This window comes from Nitrosospira sp. NRS527 (assembly GCF_018406445.1).
GTDB lineage: Bacteria > Pseudomonadota > Gammaproteobacteria > Burkholderiales > Nitrosomonadaceae > Nitrosospira > Nitrosospira briensis.
In genome coordinates this window covers 3,053,576-3,072,553 of the sequence record NZ_AP024515.1, presented here as the reverse complement: position 1 = coordinate 3,072,553, position 18,978 = coordinate 3,053,576, and the positions used below count along the sequence as shown (strand labels likewise).

The 18,978-nt window shown below is 58.4% G+C and carries 5 protein-coding genes; 4 read left to right on the top strand and 1 reads right to left on the bottom strand.

The genetic code is table 11. The features are described from left to right. Nucleotides 1–72: 72 nt before the first annotated feature. The gene (locus KJS40_RS13605) at nucleotides 73–14,574 is read right to left on the bottom strand and encodes a non-ribosomal peptide synthetase (protein ID WP_213538405.1); all 14,502 of its coding nucleotides are present in this window, start codon (nucleotides 14,572–14,574) and stop codon (nucleotides 73–75) included. A 481-nt stretch (nucleotides 14,575–15,055) separates the two neighbouring features. On the opposite strand from KJS40_RS13605, the gene KJS40_RS13600 reads away from it, so the two are divergent. The 4 genes from KJS40_RS13600 (at nucleotide 15,056) to metW (ending at nucleotide 18,974) form a co-directional block, all read left to right on the top strand. After that, nucleotides 15,056–15,598: a chorismate lyase gene (locus KJS40_RS13600; protein ID WP_213538404.1), complete on the top strand. Its 543-nt coding sequence runs from the start codon at nucleotides 15,056–15,058 to the stop codon at nucleotides 15,596–15,598. Continuing rightward, nucleotides 15,598–16,476, top strand: coding sequence for a 4-hydroxybenzoate octaprenyltransferase (gene ubiA, locus KJS40_RS13595; protein ID WP_213538403.1), 879 nt, complete (start codon nucleotides 15,598–15,600; stop codon nucleotides 16,474–16,476). The genes KJS40_RS13600 and ubiA overlap by 1 nt, the downstream gene beginning before the upstream one ends. After that, nucleotides 16,473–17,936 carry a 4-hydroxy-3-polyprenylbenzoate decarboxylase gene (ubiD, locus tag KJS40_RS13590; protein WP_213538402.1) on the top strand — a complete coding sequence of 488 codons (1,464 nt, stop codon included), beginning with the start codon at nucleotides 16,473–16,475 and terminating at the stop codon, nucleotides 17,934–17,936. Before ubiA ends, ubiD begins: the two co-directional genes overlap by 4 nt. Before the next feature lie 396 nt (nucleotides 17,937–18,332). Next, entirely contained in the window at nucleotides 18,333–18,974 is a 642-nt protein-coding gene (metW, locus tag KJS40_RS13585; protein ID WP_213538401.1) for a methionine biosynthesis protein MetW, read from the top strand. The last annotated feature ends 4 nt before the right edge of the window (nucleotides 18,975–18,978 follow it).

Genomic DNA, 18,978 nt, shown 5'->3' with positions numbered 1-18,978 from the left:
GGACGGCGTGGAGCGAGCTCACCAGAAAGGTGAAGCTTACGGGGTACGAAAAATCCTTTTCAGTTATAGTATTTAGTTAATAAATGAGCGGTCAGTTGCCGGATTCAGAATCATGTCATTGGCGACAAAGCGGTCCAGCAGCGCCTTCAGTTCTTTGGAAAATACGGGCTCCCCGAGTGCGGAAACTTTTGCCCGATGACGCCAGCGCGGCAGTGGCTCGATTTTTGGCAAAGGTGTATTCTCCGCCTGCGCTGTCATCACCACTGACGCCAGATCGGCGATAGTGGGGGTCTCAAAAATCTGTTGCAGCGGAACTTCTACACCGAACTCGTCGCGTAACCGCGACATTACCTGGGTTGCCAGGAGGGAGTGCCCTCCCAGGGTGAAGAAATTGTCCCGAATACCGATGTGTCCGATTCCAAGTATCTGCTCCCAAATCGCCACAAGCTTTGTCTCAGCAGGCGCGTGAGGCAAAACAAAGCCTTCGTTCCTTATTTCCGGCACCGGCAGCGCCAGCCGATTGATCTTGCCGCTGGGTGTTGTGGGCAGCTCTTCAAGTATAACGAACACCGACGGCACCATGTAATCCGGCACCCGCTGGGCGAGATGCCGGCGCAAGTCGTCGTTGGCGGGTGGTTGCCCTGAATCCGCCGAGCCCGTCGAGACATAGGCAACCAGCCGCCATTCGCCAGCATATTCCTGCGCGATAACCACCGCTTGTTTTACACCAGGGAATTGGAGGAGGTGATTTTCGATCTCGCCCGGTTCGATGCGATAACCCCGAATTTTTACCTGAAAATCCCGCCGCCCGATGAACTCGATGCCGCCATCCGGAAGCCGGCGCCCGAGATCGCCAGTGCAGTAAATTCGCCGTCCTCCGTCCTCCGATGGAAACGCTGCAATACTACCCTGCCGCCAATAACCCATGGCGATGAAGAGACCGCGCAGCACAATTTCCCCTGGACAGTAGACATCTGCAGGCTGTCCGTCATCATTCAGCAGCAGAACCTCGATGTCATCAACCGGGTAACCGACGGGCACGGCGTCGCGCACAGCCATCGTTTTACTGTCGATGAAGCATTGCAGCACCATCGTCGATTCCGTGAGGCCGTAGCCATTGACCAGCAGGCAATCCGGAGTGAAGTGCGCACGGAAAGAATCCACATCGCGGCGGTACACGGCTTCACCGCCAAGAATGACGAGGCGGATTTTCTCCAGATGCTCCATTCCCGTCAGCGCATTGACAAGATGGCGAAATATAGTCGGGGCGGAATGAAAAACCGTAATCTCCTGCTCTACGAGGCAATCGACGAGTGCCTCGATGCCATGCTCCCGCACAGAAACAGGGTAAACCGCAGCGCCGTTGAGCAGGGCACCGAAGATATCCTGAACAGCAGCGTCAACGCCGTATGAAGAGACAAAGGTCAGCCGGTCATCGGCGCACAAATGCAGATTGTTACTGTAGTTCCGGACTTGGGCCAGGACATTGCGGTGAGTCTGCACGACACCTTTTGGTTCTCCTGTGGATCCTGAGGTGTAGAGAATATAGGCGATGGCATCCGGCGAGATGGCTGGCGGCGGATCCGCATCGAAGCGCTCGTTCTCGGCAAATCGAATCACCTGTGCCTGTTCCGTGGAAAAATCTTCGATATCGGTCAGGACGGCGGCTGCCATGGAATCGGCTATGAGCCTGTTAATCCGGGGCAGAGGATGAGCGGGTTCGAGCGGGACATACGTCTTGCCTGCCTTCAGCACCCCAAGCATCGCCGCGATCATGGATGCGCCATGGCGGAAAAGAAGGGCGACCCGTTCCTCGCCATCTCCGCGCAGGGCGAGGATGGCGTTGGCGACCCGATTGGAAAGCGCTTCCAGTTGTGTATAAGTCCACTGCTCATTTTTAGTCTTGACAGCGGTGTTATCAGGATAACGCGTTGCCTGCTCGCGGAAACGGCTTCCTATCGATTGCTCGATCGCTTGCCCGGAGAACGCTATAGATCGATTCTTGGGCGTGACGATGTTTTTTCCTGAAGGTATCTGACGAGTGAGGCGCAATTGCGCGAGCGGTACGTCAGGGTCGGCAGCGATCGCTTCCAGAAGATTGGTGAAGTGGTCGAGTATGTATCTCACGGTGCCGTGCTCAAAAAGATCGCGTGCATATATCGCGTGGAGCCGGATGTTCCGGTCGTATTCGATGGCATAGAGGGTGAGGTCGAATTTTGCCGATTCCTCATCGGCGTTGAAATCAGCGTCGGCATCGAGTTCGGCATCAGGCAATTCCGCCTTGTCGTCAGGTTCGTCAGGCATGCGCCCATCGATATTGAGCAGATTGAACATCACCTGGAAGAGCGGTGCCTGGCTCAGATGTCGTGCCGGGGCGAGCCTGGCCACCAGCATCTCGAAGGGCAGATCCTGATGCGCGTACGCCTCGGTTGCCACCGTGCGCACGCGCTCGAGCAGCGCGGTAAATGACGGATCGCCCGACAGATCGAGGCGCAAGGCGAGCGTATTGACAAAGAATCCGATCAGTCCTTCCAGTTCGCTGCGGGTGCGATTGGCGATGGGCGTGCCGATCACCAGATCGGACTGTCCGCTGTAGCGCGACAAGAGCACGCCAAAGGCGGCCAGGAGCGTCATGAACAAGGTGGCGCCCCGGTTTTGTCCCAGTGTACGCAAGCGCGCCGTAAGAGATGCGTTGAGGCATACACCGCAGCGCCCGCCGCGATAGCTCGACTGCGCCGGACGTGGCCGGTCGGCAGGCAGGGCAAGCTGCGCGGGGGCATCTTCCAACTGCCTCTGCCAATAGGCGAACAGTCCATCCAGCCGCTCGCCCTGTAGAATGCGCCGCTGCCAGCAGGCGAAGTCGGCATATTGGATCGGCAGTGCCGGCACTGCCGGCTGTCCGCCTTTCACCCTGCCGGCATAGAGCGCGCGCAGATCGCGGTGCAGGATCTCCAGCGACCAGCCGTCGGCGACGATATGATGCAGCACCAGCACCAGCCAGTGATAGTCGCTCTCGAGGCGTACCAGGCTGGCGCGCAGCAGCGGGCCGCGGACAAGATCGAAAGGAGCGGCAAGTGCTGCGGCGTGATGGGCGCGGGCGCGTGCCAGGCAGTCAGCCGGAGGCTGGCTGACATCCACCAGCGGCAGGTCGATGCGCAAGCTGGGGGCAATGAGCTGTACCGGCACGCCGTCCACCGCGGCGAAGGTGGTGCGCAGCGCCTCGTGGCGGTCGAGCAGGTCGGCCAGGCTGTCTTCCAGCGCCTGCCGGTCCAGCGGACCCTCGAATGGCAGCACGGTGCTCAAGTGATAAACCGCACTGCCCGGATGCAATTGCTCGAAAAACCACAGCCTTTGCTGCGCAAAGGACAGTGGACAGGGGTTCATCCTCGGCCCCGCGGGGATAGGAGGCTCGGCGGTGCCGATTGTCCCATGGCTTGCTTCTTGGCTCGCCTCGCTTATTTTTCGCGCAAGACCGGCAACTGTGGGCGATTCGAACAGGCTGCGCAACGGCACTTCAATTCCGAAGGCGTCACGGATTCGAGAGATCACGCGTGTCGCCAGCAGTGAGTGACCGCCCAGCTCAAAGAAATTATCCTCGATCCCGACAGTATCGATCCCGAGAACCTCTGCCCAGATTCGTGCAACTCGCGCTTCTCCCTCCGTGCGCGGTATCGTGGGCGCATGCTCGAGGTCCGGGCGGGAACGGTCCGGTGCGGGCAGCGCTCGCCGGTCGATCTTGCCGCTCGGCGTAGTGGGCAACCTCTCGAGAGAAATGAATGCTGCCGGCACCAGGTACTCTGGTAGACGTTCCTGTAGAAACCGGCGAAGCTCCCCGATTGCTGGCCGCGTTTCCGTTCGGGCCACTACGTAGGCGACCAGCCGGCGGTCACCGGGATCGTCTTCCCGTGCCACGACAGCGGCCTCGCGCACGGCTGCATGCGCAGCGAGCACCGCCTCTACCTCCCCTGGCTCAACCCGAAAACCCCGGATTTTCACCTGATTGTCGAGGCGGCCGAGAAACTCGATATTGCCATCGGGAAGATAGCGCGCAAGATCGCCTGTTCTATAAAGTCGCGCTTCTGGATAGCTTGAGCCGGTGACGAATTTTTCCGCAGTGAGTTCGGGGCGGTTGAGATAGCCGCGCGCCAGGTTATCCCCGCCGATATACATCTCACCGGGAACGCCGATAGGCACCGGGCGTAGACCGGGGTCAAGCAGATGGATGAATGTATTGGCGATCGGGCGGCCGATAGGGGGCAGAAGCGGCCAGTCATCGGGTAAATCCGGAAGGGTAAAGGCGGTAACCACATGAGTTTCCGATGGGCCGTAATGGTTGTGCAGCCGGCAGCCGGGAATATTTCTGAACAGGGCGCGGATTTGTGGGGTGACCTGCAACTGCTCGCCAGCGGTGATGACTTCCCGTAAGGTCGCCGGAAACGACTGCATGCCCGAGGCGGCTTCCGCCAATTGCTGTAGCGCAACGAAGGGAAGATATAGTCGCTGGATTTTCTGTAGGCTGATGAACCGCCATAATCCCGCCGGGTCCTGCCGCAACGTTTCCGGTACCAGGACCAGCATCGTGCCTGCGCAAAGGGTCGAGAAAATCTCCTGGAACGAGACATCGAAGCTCAATGGCGAAAATTGCAGCGTCGTACCGCCGGGGCCCAGTTCCCGATACTGCCAGCTGATCAGGTTGACCAGCGTGCGATGCGGCATCGCCACGCCTTTTGGCTTGCCGGTCGACCCCGAAGTATAGATGACGTAGGCGAGGTTCTGCGAGGTCGGCAGCTTACGAAGATCCAGCGAAGTGTCCAGTTCGTTGTTCGATAGCGGTGCCAGAGGTTCCTCGATGCACAAGGCACGTCGGGCCGGCAGCCGCTCAAGCAGCCCGCGCCGCGTGAGCAGGAGCAGTGCGCCGCTGTCTTGCAGCATGAATGCCAGCCGCTCATCCGGATATGCCGGATCGAGCGGCTGGCAGGCGCCACCGGCAATAAGGATGCCAAGGATGCCGATCACCATTTCCGGCGAGCGTTCGACGCAGAGCGCCACCGGCGTATCGGGACCGACGCCGAGTCGGCTCAGATGGCAGGCAAGCAGATCGGCACGATCATTGATCTCATGATAGGTGAGCCGGGTGTCGCCACATACGACAGCGATCGCATCGGGCGTACGCGTCACTTGTTCCCGAAAAAGTTCGTGAATGCAGTGGCCGCGAGGATATTCAGTCTGATTGTGGTTCCAGTCGGCAAGTTGCTGGCGCTCCGCAGCCGTGAGCAACGAAAGGTCAGCCAGCTTCACGTGTGGCTCCGCCGGATGCGCGATCATCGCTTCCAGCAGCGTGCGCCAATGATCGAGCATGCGCATGACTGTGGCGTCGTCGAAACGCGCCCGGTCATACAGAAGCCTGAGCAGGAGTTCTTCGCCGGGCGCAGCGATAGCCGTCAACGGATAGCTGGTGCGCTCGACGGCCCGGGTCGAGCTGGGGGCATGGCTTCTCTTTTCCTCAGTTGGCAACTCCCGCTGAGGATAATTTTGAAAAACCAGGAGGCTTTCAAAAAGGGGCAATCCTGCGGGGACCTCGCTCAAGTGCTGGATTTCAGCAAGCGAACTATACCCATATTCCCTGTCTTCGAGCTGGCGGCCCTGCAGCTTCTGTAACCAGCCAGTCAGGGTATCCGTTTCCGCGAGGGAGACGCGCAGCGGCAATGCATTGATGAAAAGCCCCAGCATCGATTCGACCCCAGGAAGCGCTTCAGGCCGGCCTGCGGCGATGATGCCGAAAACAATATCGGTCTCTCTGCTGTAGCGGCTCAGGAGAAGCGCCCAGGCGGCCTGAACCAGGGTGTTGAGCGTCACTCGGTTCGTTCGCGCGAAGGATTCAAGTGCAGCGGTCGATTCAGCTGACAGCAGGATGTGCCCTTCAGCATGCCCCTCGGCGCCTTTGCGGGGGCGGTCTACGGTTAGCGGCGTGGCGGCTATAAAGCCATGGAGTACTCGCTTCCAGTAAGCGCGGGCGGCATCCCGGTCCTGCTCCTGCAACCAGGCGATATACTCCCGGTAAGGGCGCGGTGGAGGCGGTTCGTATCGGACGTTGCGCCGGATAGCCTCATAAAAATTTCCAATCTCCGAGAAGAGGATCGGCACGCTCCATCCGTCGAGGAGAGCATGGTGATGGCTCCAGATAAACTCGAACTGATCGTCACCGGTGCGGATCAGCGCGATTCGCATCGGCGGCGCTTTCGAAAGATCGAAACCTCGCTGCCTGTCGGCGTCGAGATAATCGTCGAGGCGACGACCCGTTTCACTATCCATTTCCGGTAATCCACGCCAATCATGATGGGTACAGTCCAGCCGCGCTTCGCGATGAACGACTTGCACGGGTGCGTCGAGGCCCCGCCAGTGAAATGTCGTCCGCAGCGCGGGATGGCGCGCCACTACGCGCCGCCAGCTTTCCTCGAATGCTTCGATATCCACACTGCTGGCAAAGGAGTGATGGAGCTGTTCGACATAGACGCCCGAATCCGGATCGAGAAGCGTATGGAACAGCATTCCCTCCTGCATCGGCGATAGGGGATAGATGTCCTCGAGATCCGGGTTGTCGCGCAAGAGTCCGTCGAGCTGCGTCTGACCCATATTGATCAGGGAAAAATCCACTGGCGTCAGTCCTTCTGGCCTGAAGGACAGGCAATGCCTGATGAGTTTGCGCAGCTCGTCGATGAACGTCGACGCCAGTGATTCGATGGTAGCGCGGCGGTGGATTGCCTCACTGTAGATCCAGGATAAATGCAACTGACCCGCGAAGACACCTCCATTGACATCGATAAGATAATGTCGCCTGCTATGCTCGCTGAAAGCCGGTCCGCGCAGGTCTGTCTCGCCGGTAGCCGGGTCGGCGGAATACTCGAATTGTCCGAGGTAATTGAAGCTTATCTGTGGCTGCGGACGCGCCCGCAGCAATTCGCCGGTTTCTCCCCTGCTTATATACCGCAGGAGGCCATAACCGATGCCACGACGGGGAATTGCACGCAGCCGTTCCTTGACATGCCGCAGCGCTAAATCAGGCGTGACGGGATCGGTGTAATCGCTGACGTCAAGCGCTACCGGAAAGAGCGTTGTAAACCAGCCCACTGTCCTCGACAAATCGACGTCGTCAAAAAGCGCTTCCCTGCCGTGGCCTTCCAGATCGACCAGCAACATGCCGATTCCTGTCCACCGTGCGAAGGCAAGCGCCATGGCGGTCAATAGCGTTTCATCGATGCGCGCTTGATGAGTCCGTGCTATATCCCTCAGCAGGTATGTGGTTTCTTCTGTGCTGAGAGACATCACTACCGTGCGGCTCGATCCGGCGGTGTTGGCGTCTGGAAGTGCAGGCAAATCGGTCGGCAGAGGCGGTGCCTGTGACGGCAATGCAGCAAGCCAGTACTGCACCTCTTCCCGCAGAATCGCCGAGTTTGCCGGATTTGCCGAATTTGCATAGGCTGCCAGTTTTTCCGCCCAGGATGTGAAGGCGGTAGTTTTCGGCGGCAGGTGGGCCGGCAGGCCTGGTGCGTCCAGTTGGGCACAAATGGTATTGAGATCTTCCAGCAGGATGCGCCAGGAAACGCCATCAATAACCAGATGGTGGATCACGATCAGTAATTTTGCATTTTCCCGGCAACCGAAGTCGAACAGCACGGTGCGTAGCAGCGGGCCGCGGGCAAGATCGAGGCTCGCCTGTGCCTGCGCTGCCCATCTTGCTACCTCGGCTGCCTGTTGCGATGGTTCAACCCCGGATAGATCAACGCGGGCAAATGGCGCCACCCCATCCGGATTCGCGAGTGTCTGCAGCCACCTTTCATCAGTGCGGAAAAAGCGCAGCCGCAGTGCGTCGTGATGGCTCAAGAGCTGGTTGAAAACGCTCACCCAGCGGTCATCGTCGATGCCAGACGAGACCGGCAACAGTACTGCCTGGTTGTAATGCTGCGGATCAACCAGATTCTGCTCGAAAAACCAGTGCTGGATCGGCGTAAGCGGCGCAGTTCCAGTTACCGTTCCCTGCTCAGCCGCGATTGTGGTGGCGTCCGTGATCGTCAGCAATCCGGCAATGGTCGGCTGCTCGAAAAGCTGACGGGGGGTGAAGCGCCGCCCTTGAGCGCGCGCCCGGGCAACGATCTGGATTGCCAGGATCGAGTCACCCCCCAGTTCGAAGAAATTATCGTGGATACCGACCTGGGGAAGGTGGAGCACTTCCGCAAATATATCCGCCAGTCGGCGCTCGTCTTCGGTGCGCGGCGCCACCGCCGTAGCTTCCCTGACCATCACAGGTATGGGCAAGGCCGAGCGATCGATCTTGCCATTGGCAGTCAACGGCAAGGCCGCCAACGCGACAAATGCCGAAGGCACCATATAGTCGGGCAACCGCGCTTGCAAAAAATGCCGCCATTCGCTCACAGGGGGTGGCTTATCCGTCACCACATAAGCGACCAGGCGCTTGTCGCCGGGCGTATCTTCACGCATCGTCGCCACCGCCTCGCGAACGTCCGGGTATCCGCGCAGCGCTGCTTCCACTTCACCCAGTTCGACGCGGAATCCGCGCACCTTGACCTGCTGATCGCGCCGTCCGAGAAACTCCAGGTTTGCATCGGGAAGATAGCGCACCCAGTCTCCGGTCCGGTATAGGCGCGCACCTGAACGGAACGGATGGGAGATGAACCGCTCGGCGGTGAGAGCCGGTTGGTGGAGATAGCCGCGGGCCAGGCCTTCGCCGCCGATATAGAGCTCGCCCGGCACGCCGATGGGTACCGGTTGAAGCCGGTCGTCCAGCACATAGATTTCGGTGTTGGCAATCGGCCGGCCTATGGGGACCGGGAGGGCGGAAGTGTCAAAGGTCGGATTGGCAGGAGGCAGGCGGTCTGCGCCGGAGATGGTACGGCTTGCGGGGACCATCGGGAGTATGGGGATTCCAAGTGGAGAAAGTTTGCAGAGCGTGGCCGTGATCGTGGTCTCGGAGGGGCCATAGGCATTGATCAGGGCGACTCTTCCGTCCGTCTGCCGTCGCCATTTGGCCAATCGTGCCGGAATCATCGGTTCGCTGCCGACTATCACGAGCCTCAGGCTTGCGGGCATTCGCAGGTTCGCAAGTTCTTCCACCCATCCGTGCCAGTAGGTGGCCGGCAGGTTTAAAACGCTGAGGTGGCGGCTTTCAACGAAGTCCAGCAGGTCCGAAAACACCGGAGGGCCAATCTCGGGCCATACGACAACGGTGGCTCCGCACAGCCAGGCAGGGAAAATCTCCTCCGCCGCCACATCGAACGCGGGAGAGGCGAGCTGCAGCACGCGATCGGTTGCGCAAAGCATATAGGACGCCGAGACTGCGGCAGCATGGTTGACCAACGCCCGGTGTGGCACCATGACGCCTTTCGGCGTGCCGGTAGATCCCGAAGTGTAGACGATATATGCAAGATTCTCCGGCCCGACATTTGCGCGCAATGCGAGCGCTTTATTTTCCCCTTCACCCTTCTTCCTCCCGAGGTTGCCGGGACCGATGGCGGAATCAATGGTGGAATCTATGGTGATGATGTGCCCGTTGTAGCCGGCAAGACGCTCCCCGAATGCTTCCCGGGTTACCACCGCGGGCGCGGCGGTATCGGCAAGAATGAAAGCGATCCGCTCCTCGGGAAATGTGGAATCGATGGGAACATACGCGGCCCCGGCCTTGAGGATGCCAAGAGCGCCAACGGCCATCCTAATGCCGCGATCGGTCAGCAGACCTATTGGCGTGTCCGCATCGATCCCTTGCACATCTTGTGCATCGGCACCACGCAAGTGCGCGGCGAGACGGTCGGCTTGCTGGTTCAGTTGTGCATAGGTGAGTCGTTCATTGCTCGCTTCAAGGGCTACCGCGTCTGGCGTCCGCGCCGCCTGGACCTCGAATAATGTGTGGATGCAGCCATCGCGCGGGAACGCGACAGCGGTGGCATTCCATTCGACCAGAAGCTGTTGCCGTTCGGTTGAGGAAAGCAGGGGCAGTTCGGATAGGTGTCCTTCCGCCTTGGCAACGACGCCTTCGAGCAGTACCAGGAAATGACCGAGCATTCGCCGAATAGTTATCGAGTCAAAAAGATCTGTCGCGTATTCGAAAGTGGCCGTCATTCCATCATCGAACTCGGTAATGGCGAGGGTAAGATCGAACTTCGCCGCGCCGCGTGCTTCGACGATACTGCCGGCAGCGATATTCGAGGTGGACGGCACCGTTTCCTGGGGAAGATTTTCCAGCGCGAACATCACCTGGAACAGCGGCGCCTGGTTCAGATGTCGTGCCGGGGCAAGCCTGGCCACCAGCATCTCGAAGGGCAGATTCTGATGTGCGTACGCCTCGGTTGCCACCGTGCGCACGCGCTCGAGCAACGCGGTAAATGACGGATCGCCCGACAGGTCAAGGCGCAAGGCGAGCGTATTGACGAAGAATCCGATCAGCCCTTCCAGTTCGCTGCGAGTGCGATTGGCAATGGGCGTGCCGATCACCAGATCGGACTGTCCGCTGTAGCGCGACAGCAGCACGCCGAAAGCAGCCAGGAGCGTCATGAACAAGGTGGCGCCCTCCCGTTGCGAAAGGGCTCGCAATCCTGCCGTCAACCCGGCGGGCAAGGATGCCGACAGGGAAGCGCCGCGGAAAGTCTGTACTGCCGGGCGCGGCCGGTCGGAAGGCAGGACAAGCTGCCTCGGTGCATCCTCCAGATGCTTCTGCCAGTAGGCGAACAGCCCATTCAACGGGTCCCCTTGCAGGATACTCCGTTGCCAGCAGGCGAAGTCGGCATACTGGATCGGCAATTCCGGCAATGGCGAAGGCCGGCCATCCGCGTAGGCTGCGAGAAGGGCTTGCAGTTCCCGCTTGAGTATGCAGATGGACCATCCGTCGGCAACGATATGGTGCATGGTCATCACCAGGATTTGGTCCGAGTCGTTGATGCGTAGCAGCGTCGTCCGAAGAAGCGGTCCGCGCGTGAGATCAAACGGCGTTTCGGCATCCGTCCTGATTATTTCATTCGCTATCTCATCAGCTGACTTGCTGGAAGCTTCGTTGGAAGCCTCGTCGGCTGTCTTGCGTGCCTCGTTCCCTAGTGAATGGCGTAAATCAATGATTGTCAGCGCGGGCACTGAAGGCGGTGCGACGATCTGGACACCTTGCCCGTCAATGGCGTCGAAAGTCGTGCGCAGGATTTCATGCCGTCGTACGATTTCAGCCAGGCTTTTTTGAAGGATTGCCGCATCCAGCGGTTCGTAAAAGGAGAGAGTGGTGCAAAGGTTGTATACCGCACTGTGCGGAGAAAGCTGATCAAGAAACCACAGGCGCTGCTGGGCAAAGGAGAGGGGATAAGGGCCATTTCCATTGCGGTGCGGGATTGGTTGCGACGCCGAACGGGGTCCTAGTCGCAGTGCAAGCTCGGCCACGGCAGGTGCTTCGAAAAAAACATGCAGTGGGACCACTGCATGCATAACGTCGCGGATACGCGAGACCGCCTGCGTGGCGAGCAGCGAATGGCCCCCCAATTCGAAGAAATTATCGTGGATACCGACCTGGGGAAGGTGGAGCACCTCGGCAAATATATCCGCCAGCCGGCGCTCGTCTTCAGTGCGCGGCGCCACCGCCGCGGTTTCTCTTGCTACCGCAGGGATGGGCAGGGCCGAGCGGTCGACCTTGCCATTGGCGGTCAGCGGCAAGGCCGCCAACGCGACAAATGCCGAAGGCACCATATAGTCGGGCAACCGCGCTTGCAAAAAATGCCGCCATTCGCTCACAGGGGGTGGCTTATCCGTCACCACATAAGCGACCAGGCGCTTGTCGCCGGGCGTATCTTCACGCATCGTCGCCACCGCCTCGCGAACGTCCGGGTATCCGCGCAGCGCTGCTTCCACTTCACCCAGTTCGACGCGGAATCCGCGCACCTTGACCTGCTGATCGCGCCGTCCGAGAAACTCCAGGTTTGCATCGGGAAGATAGCGCACCCAGTCTCCGGTCCGGTATAGGCGCGCACCTGAACGGAACGGATGGGAGATGAACCGCTCGGCGGTGAGAGCCGGTTGGTGGAGATAGCCGCGGGCCAGGCCTTCGCCGCCGATATAGAGCTCGCCCGGCACGCCGATGGGTACCGGTTGAAGCCGGTCGTCCAGCACATAGATTTCGGTGTTGGCAATCGGCCGGCCTATGGGGATGGGGCTGTGGATCTTCCCTGCCGGGGGCACCGGATAGCACGTAGTGAATGTAGTGTTTTCAGTAGGGCCATACGCATTGATCAACACGCACTGTGGGTGTTGCTCGCGTATCCTGCCGACATGGTTTGGCGACAATACATCGCCGCCGGTGATGAGCTGGCGCACTCTATTCAGACATTTGCAATGGGTATCGACCATCTGGTGAAAAAGTCCTGATGTCAGCCAGAGCGTGCTAACCCGGTGGCGCTGGATCACGTCTGCAAGCGCTTCGAGCGAGGGCGCGGCCGCAGGCATGATTATCAACCGCGCGCCGTTAAGCAGGCAGCCCCAGATTTCAAAGGTTGAAGCGTCGAACGCAATCGGCGCAAATTGAAGAAATACGTCATCGGAAGCAAATGTAGCGTAATCGGTATTCTTTACGAGCCGCACGACGGCACGTTGAGTGACCGCAACACCCTTGGGTATACCGGTAGAGCCCGACGTATAACAGACGTAGGCGAGATTGTCGGCCACCACCCCGCTTATGGGATTACCCGCAGATTCGCGCGCGATTTCCTCGCATTCATCATCGATGCAAACCAACCGCATGGCTTCCTCGTGCAATCCGGGGAGTACATCGAGAAGCCGGCTGCGGGTCAGCACCACCGTTGTTCTCGCATCATTCATCATGACCGATAACCTGGTGCGAGGGCTGGCGGGGTCGAGCGGCAGGTAGGCTCCGCCCGCCTTGAGAATACCGAGCAGGGCGGCGATCAGATCAAAAGAACGCTCAAGGCAGACCCCAACCGCCATCTCCGGAACGACGCCGAGACGGCGCAGGCGGTGCGCGAGCTGGTTGGCGCGCGTATTGAGGTCGCCATATGTCAGATGGCGCTCCCCCAGTACAAGAGCAATCGCATTCGGACGCTTTTTTGCCTGCTCTTCGAATAGCTCGTGAATGCACGCATCCCGAGGGTACTCGGTACGCGTATCATTCCATTCGACCAAAAGCTGTTCCCGCTCGGCTTCGGTGAGAAGGGATAGGTCGCTAAAGTGCCGTTCCGGATCAGCGGCGGCGCCCGCCAGTAAAACCTCGAAATGCCTGGCCATTCGGCCGATAGTTTGTGCATCGAAAAGATCGGCGCTATATTCAAAATATCCGGTTACTTGGCGCCCGTCGTCGACCAGGGAAAGCAGCAGGTCGAACTTGGCCGTGCCCGACTCGTCCCGATCCTGGCCGGCGGATACGAACGCCTCCTCATCTTCTCCTTCCTGCCCCTGAGAAAGCACGTTTTGTAGTGCGAACATCACCTGGAAGAGCGGCGCCTGGCTCAGATGTCGTGCCGGGGCGAGCCTGGCCACCAGCATCTCGAAGGGCAGATCCTGATGTGCGTACGCCTCGGTTGCCACCGTGCGCACGCGCTCGAGCAGCGCGGTAAATGACGGATCGCCCGACAGATCGAGGCGCAAGGCGAGCGTATTGACAAAGAATCCGATCAGTCCTTCCAGTTCGCTGCGGGTGCGATTGGCGATGGGCGTGCCGATCACCAGATCGGACTGTCCGCTGTAGCGCGACAAGAGCACGCCAAAGGCGGCCAGGAGCGTCATGAACAAGGTGGCGCCCCGGTTTTGTCCCAGTGTACGCAAGCGCGCCGTAAGAGATGCGTTGAGGCATACACCGCAGCGCCCGCCGCGATAGCTCGACTGCGCCGGACGTGGCCGGTCGGCAGGCAGGGCAAGCTGCGCGGGGGCATCTTCCAACTGCCTCTGCCAATAGGCGAACAGTCCATCCAGCCGCTCGCCCTGTAGAATGCGCCGCTGCCAGCAGGCGAAGTCGGCATATTGGATCGGCAGTGCCGGCACTGCCGGCTGTCCGCCTTTCACCCTGCCGGCATAGAGCGCGCGCAGATCGCGGTGCAGGATCTCCAGCGACCAGCCGTCGGCGACGATATGATGCAGCACCAGCACCAGCCAGTGATAGTCGCTCTCGAGGCGTACCAGGCTGGCGCGCAGCAGCGGGCCGCGGACAAGATCGAAAGGAGCGGCAAGTGCTGCGGCGTGATGGGCGCGGGCGCGTGCCAGGCAGTCAGCCGGAGGCTGGCTGACATCCACCAGCGGCAGGTCGATGCGCAAGCTGGGGGCAATGAGCTGTACCGGCACGCCGTCCACCGCGGCGAAGGTGGTGCGCAGCGCCTCGTGGCGGTCGAGCAGGTCGGCCAGGCTGTCTTCCAGCGCCTGCCGGTCCAGCGGACCCTCGAATGGCAGCACGGTGCTCAAGTGATAAACCGCACTGCCCGGATGCAATTGCTCGAAAAACCACAGCCTTTGCTGCGCAAAGGAGGCAGGAAAGAGGAACGCTTCGCGGTTTACGGCATAAAGCGATCGTCCGTCTTTTTCGATCATGGCTGCTCCTTTCGAAACACGAGCAAATTGCTCGTCTATCGTGTTGCTTCGCCTCCCCATAGAACGAACTGTGCAGAGAATAAGGCGGCTTGAATTATCCGGCGTAGCGCATGACTTTGCTCGAAAATCAAAACGATGGTGCGATTTGATATTTCCCCGACGCATAATGCCGGCGACGGGAATAAGTTCCTTATTCGCGTATCCTTGGTACGCGCGCATTCGCATCCTGAACTCTACTGCTGTTAAGAAATTATAGCCTTCCAGAATATAAATTCAGCCCAATCGACACTTTTTTCAAACTCATGTCAATTTCATACATTCCATACCGCTTGTATACTCCTTTATCGACACATGAGCCTGGAGAGTTCTGGTCTTGATAGGAAAGAGCCCGACTGATGCTCGAGCAGTCCGCCGTGGGGAGGATAGGATTCAGCCGCGCTGGAATATGCGGCATAATTCACCCTTTTTTGGTTTCGCTGCGATGAACGCTGCCCAGTTATCGGCCTGGCATCCTGCCCCGTCTTCCATATCACCCCAAGCCCGAGGGTGGCTGCTGAACCGTGGTTCACTCACTCAGCTCATCCAGCAGCATTGTTGCGGCAATTTCCGTGTCAAGCCGGTATTCCAGCGCCTGGCCGGGGTGTGCGTCGATGAACTTGCCATGATGAATCTGCGTCGAAACGAGTTGGCATTGGTACGGGAGGTGTACTTGTATTGTGGTGATACACCGGTGGTATTTGCCCATTCGGTAGTGGCGAGGGAAGATCTGAGGGGCGCATGGCGTGGGTTGAGTGGCTTGGGCAGCAGGTCACTGGGTACCGTATTGTTTACCAATCCAGCGGTCGAACGTACACCGCTTCGCTTCAAAAAGCTGAATTCAACGCATCCACTTTTCATCCGTGCTTGCCGGCATTTACAGGCAAAACCGCCTGGTCTTTGGGCGCGGCGCTCCCTGTTCAGTTTGCAAGGGCAATCCATACTCGTCACCGAAGTATTTCTTCCTTCCATTCTGGAGTTGGCATAGTGACGCTCACGCAACGTCTCGGCTATTATGAAAAACTGATGCGCCTGGACAAGCCCATCGGTATCCTGCTGCTGTTGTGGCCGACATTATGGGGTTTATGGCTTGCCGCCGGCGGCATGCCCAGCACGCATATCCTGGCGATATTTATACTGGGTACCGTACTGATGCGTTCCGCCGGTTGCGTCGTCAACGACTATGCAGACCGCAATTTCGATTCGCATGTGGAGCGCACCAAAAATCGGCCATTGGCGACCGGCAAGTTGAGTTCCAAAGAAGCGTTGCTGCTGGCAGCGGGATTAAGTCTGTGTGCGTTTTTGCTGATACTGCCGCTGAACCGCCTTACGCTTGCGCTATCGGTGCTGGCGCTATTTCTGGCCGCGAGCTATCCATTCACCAAACGTTTCTTCGCGATGCCGCAAGCCTATCTCGGTATCGCTTTCAGTTTTGGAATTCCGATGGCTTTTGCCGCGCAGACCGGAGAAGTGCCCTATATTGCCTGGCTATTGATGGTGGCGAACCTGCTTTGGGTGATCGCTTATGATACCGAATATGCCATTGTGGATAAAGTTGACGATCTCAAGATCGGGATCAGGACGTCCGCCATTACTTTCGGCCGTTTCGACGTAGTGGGCGTGATGCTATGCCATATCCTGTTTCTGAGTACCATGATCGTCGTGGGACTGATCCAGAAACTCGGCGTTATTTATTACGCGAGTCTCATCGTCGCGCTGGGATTGGTGTTTTACCAGTACCGCCTGATTCACGATCGCGACCGCGCCCGCTGCTTCAAAGCCTTTTTGCACAACAACTGGGTCGGCGCGGCGATTTTCGTTGGTATCGCGTTTGATTACCTGATAAATGAGGCCTCATCCGTATGAAATACAAGGACCTGCGCGATTTCATCGCCCAATTGGAGAAGCAGGGGGAACTGAAGCGCGTAACGGTCGAAATCGATCCGTATCTGGAAATGACCGAAATCTGCGACCGGGCATTGAAAGCCGGCGGTCCCGCCATCCTGTTTGAAAAGCCCAAGGGACATACCATTCCTGTGCTGGGTAACCTGTTCGGTACGCCAAGGCGCGTAGCGATGGGCATGGGGCAGGATTCGGTCGAGGCATTACGGGAAGTCGGTAAACTTCTGGCGTATCTCAAGGAACCTGATCCGCCCAAAGGGCTGAGGGATGCGTGGGACAAGCTGCCCGTCCTGAAACAGGTACTCAATATGGCGCCGCGAGAGCTTTCCAGAGCGCCCTGCCAGGATATCGTATGGGAAGGTAAGGATGTGGATCTCGGCAGGCTGCCGATTCAGACCTGCTGGCCGGGAGATGCGGGTCCGCTGGTCACCTGGGGATTGACTGTCACGCGGGGGCCGCACAAGACGCGGCAGAATCTGGGGATTTATCGCCAGCAGGTGATCGGGCCGAATAAGCTCATCATGCGCTGGCTGGCCCATCGTGGCGGTGCGTTGGATTTTCGCGATTTTTGTCTGGCTAATCCGGGGCAGCCTTATCCGTTGGCAGTGGCGTTGGGGGCAGACCCGGCGACCATACTCGGCGCCGTCACGCCGGTACCCGACAGCTTGAGCGAATACCAGTTCGCCGGTTTGCTGCGCGGTGCGAAAACGGAGATCGTGAAATGCCTGAGCCATGATCTGCAGGTTCCGGCGAGTGCCGAAATCGTACTGGAAGGGTATATCCACCCCGAAGAAACGGCGTTGGAAGGTCCGTTCGGCGATCATACCGGCTACTACAACGAGCAGGAAACCTTTCCGGTATTTACCGTCGAGCGCATCACCATGCGGCATGACCCGATTTATCATTCGACATACACGGGCAAGCCACCGGACGAACCGGCCATACTTGGTTTGGCGCTCAATGAAGTGTTCGTGCCATTGCTGCAAAAGCAGTTTACCGAAATCGTCGACTTTTATCTGCCACCGGAAGGCTGTTCATATCGCATGGCGGTGGTGAGCATGAAAAAGCAGTACGCGGGCCACGCCAAGCGAGTCATGTTCGGCGTATGGAGTTTTCTGCGGCAATTCATGTATACCAAATTCATCATTGTCACTGACGACGACGTCAATATCCGTGATTGGAAGGAAGTTATCTGGGCCATTACCACGCGCGTCGACCCCGCGCGCGATACACTGATCGTGGAAAATACGCCGATAGATTACCTTGACTTCGCCAGCCCGGTATCGGGCCTGGGCGGAAAGATGGGGCTGGACGCTACCAACAAATGGCCGGGGGAGACGAACCGCGAATGGGGAACGCCAATTGTGATGGATATTGCGGTAAAGGAGCGGGTGGACAGAATCTGGAAAGATCTGGGGTTTTAGACATGTAGCCGCAGCTTTTGCGAGTTGACCCAATCTGGGCTTGCATGCGATCTGTTATTAGACGCTACAATACGCAATATTATTACATTTCCTTATGTCGTGCTTCTGGATGGCCATCATCCCAGCTGAAGCTTGTAAATCTTACTTACCGGAAATAATCCTAAATCCGGTAGTTGGACGGAAAGAAGTGTGCGGTTTTTGGGGTGCAGGGCAAGGCGCAATGACGCGGAATGGTCGTTCCATTCCAAGGAGTTGCAACGCAGCCATGTGCCGCAAAAACTGTGCAATTCTTCCCGTAGCGACCTCAGCCGGAAGGTGAGCGTCAAATAATATGAAATATTGTTTAATCATGACACTGATCTATTAAATGAGCGGTCAACTACCGGATTTAGGATAATGGATCGCGCAAATACTGACTACGTGGCCGGTGTTGAAGAATGTAATCCATCCGTTGCGCTTCGTCCGGATTTCGGAGTAATCGCGGCATGGGTAAAGCCGGGTACGAGAGTACTCGATCTCGGCTGCGGTGACGGTTCGCTCATGTGTTTCTTGCGTGATACGCGTGACGTCCGGGGCTACGGCGTTGAAATTGATGACGCCAATGTTCTGGCATGTTTCAATAATGGCGTGAACGTAATTCAGAGCGATCTGGAGTCGGGCCTGCAAAGTTTCGAATCGGATTCATTCGATTATGTAGTGCTCTCCCAAACCCTGCAGGCGGTCAAGAATACCGAGCGAATCGTGAAGGAAATGCTACGGGTGAGTAAAGAGGGTATTGTTTCATTTCCGAATTTCGGCTATTGGAAAAATCGCCTGCAGGTTTTAGCCGGCCATATGCCGGTTTCGGAAGCGCTGCCCTATCAATGGTTCGACACGCCCAACATTCATAATTGCACGCTTGGCGATTTTGAAGAATTTTGCAGCCAGCATGGCGCCCGCATTCTCGAACGCCGGGTGCTGAATGGCAATCATCAGAATACATTTCTGCCTAATTTGCTGGGAATGCTGGCGTTTTATCGGTTCGAACAGCAGAAGTAAGCGC

Bases quoted from the DNA above. Each gene is read 5' to 3' on its own strand.
- KJS40_RS13605 (WP_213538405.1), bottom strand. From the start codon at position 14,574: ATGATCGAAAAAGACGGACGATCGCTTTATGCCGTAAACCGCGAAGCG.
- KJS40_RS13600 (WP_213538404.1), top strand. From the start codon at position 15,056: ATGAACGCTGCCCAGTTATCGGCCTGGCATCCTGCCCCGTCTTCCATA.
- ubiD (WP_213538402.1), top strand. From the start codon at position 16,473: ATGAAATACAAGGACCTGCGCGATTTCATCGCCCAATTGGAGAAGCAG.
- metW (WP_213538401.1), top strand. From the start codon at position 18,333: ATGGATCGCGCAAATACTGACTACGTGGCCGGTGTTGAAGAATGTAAT.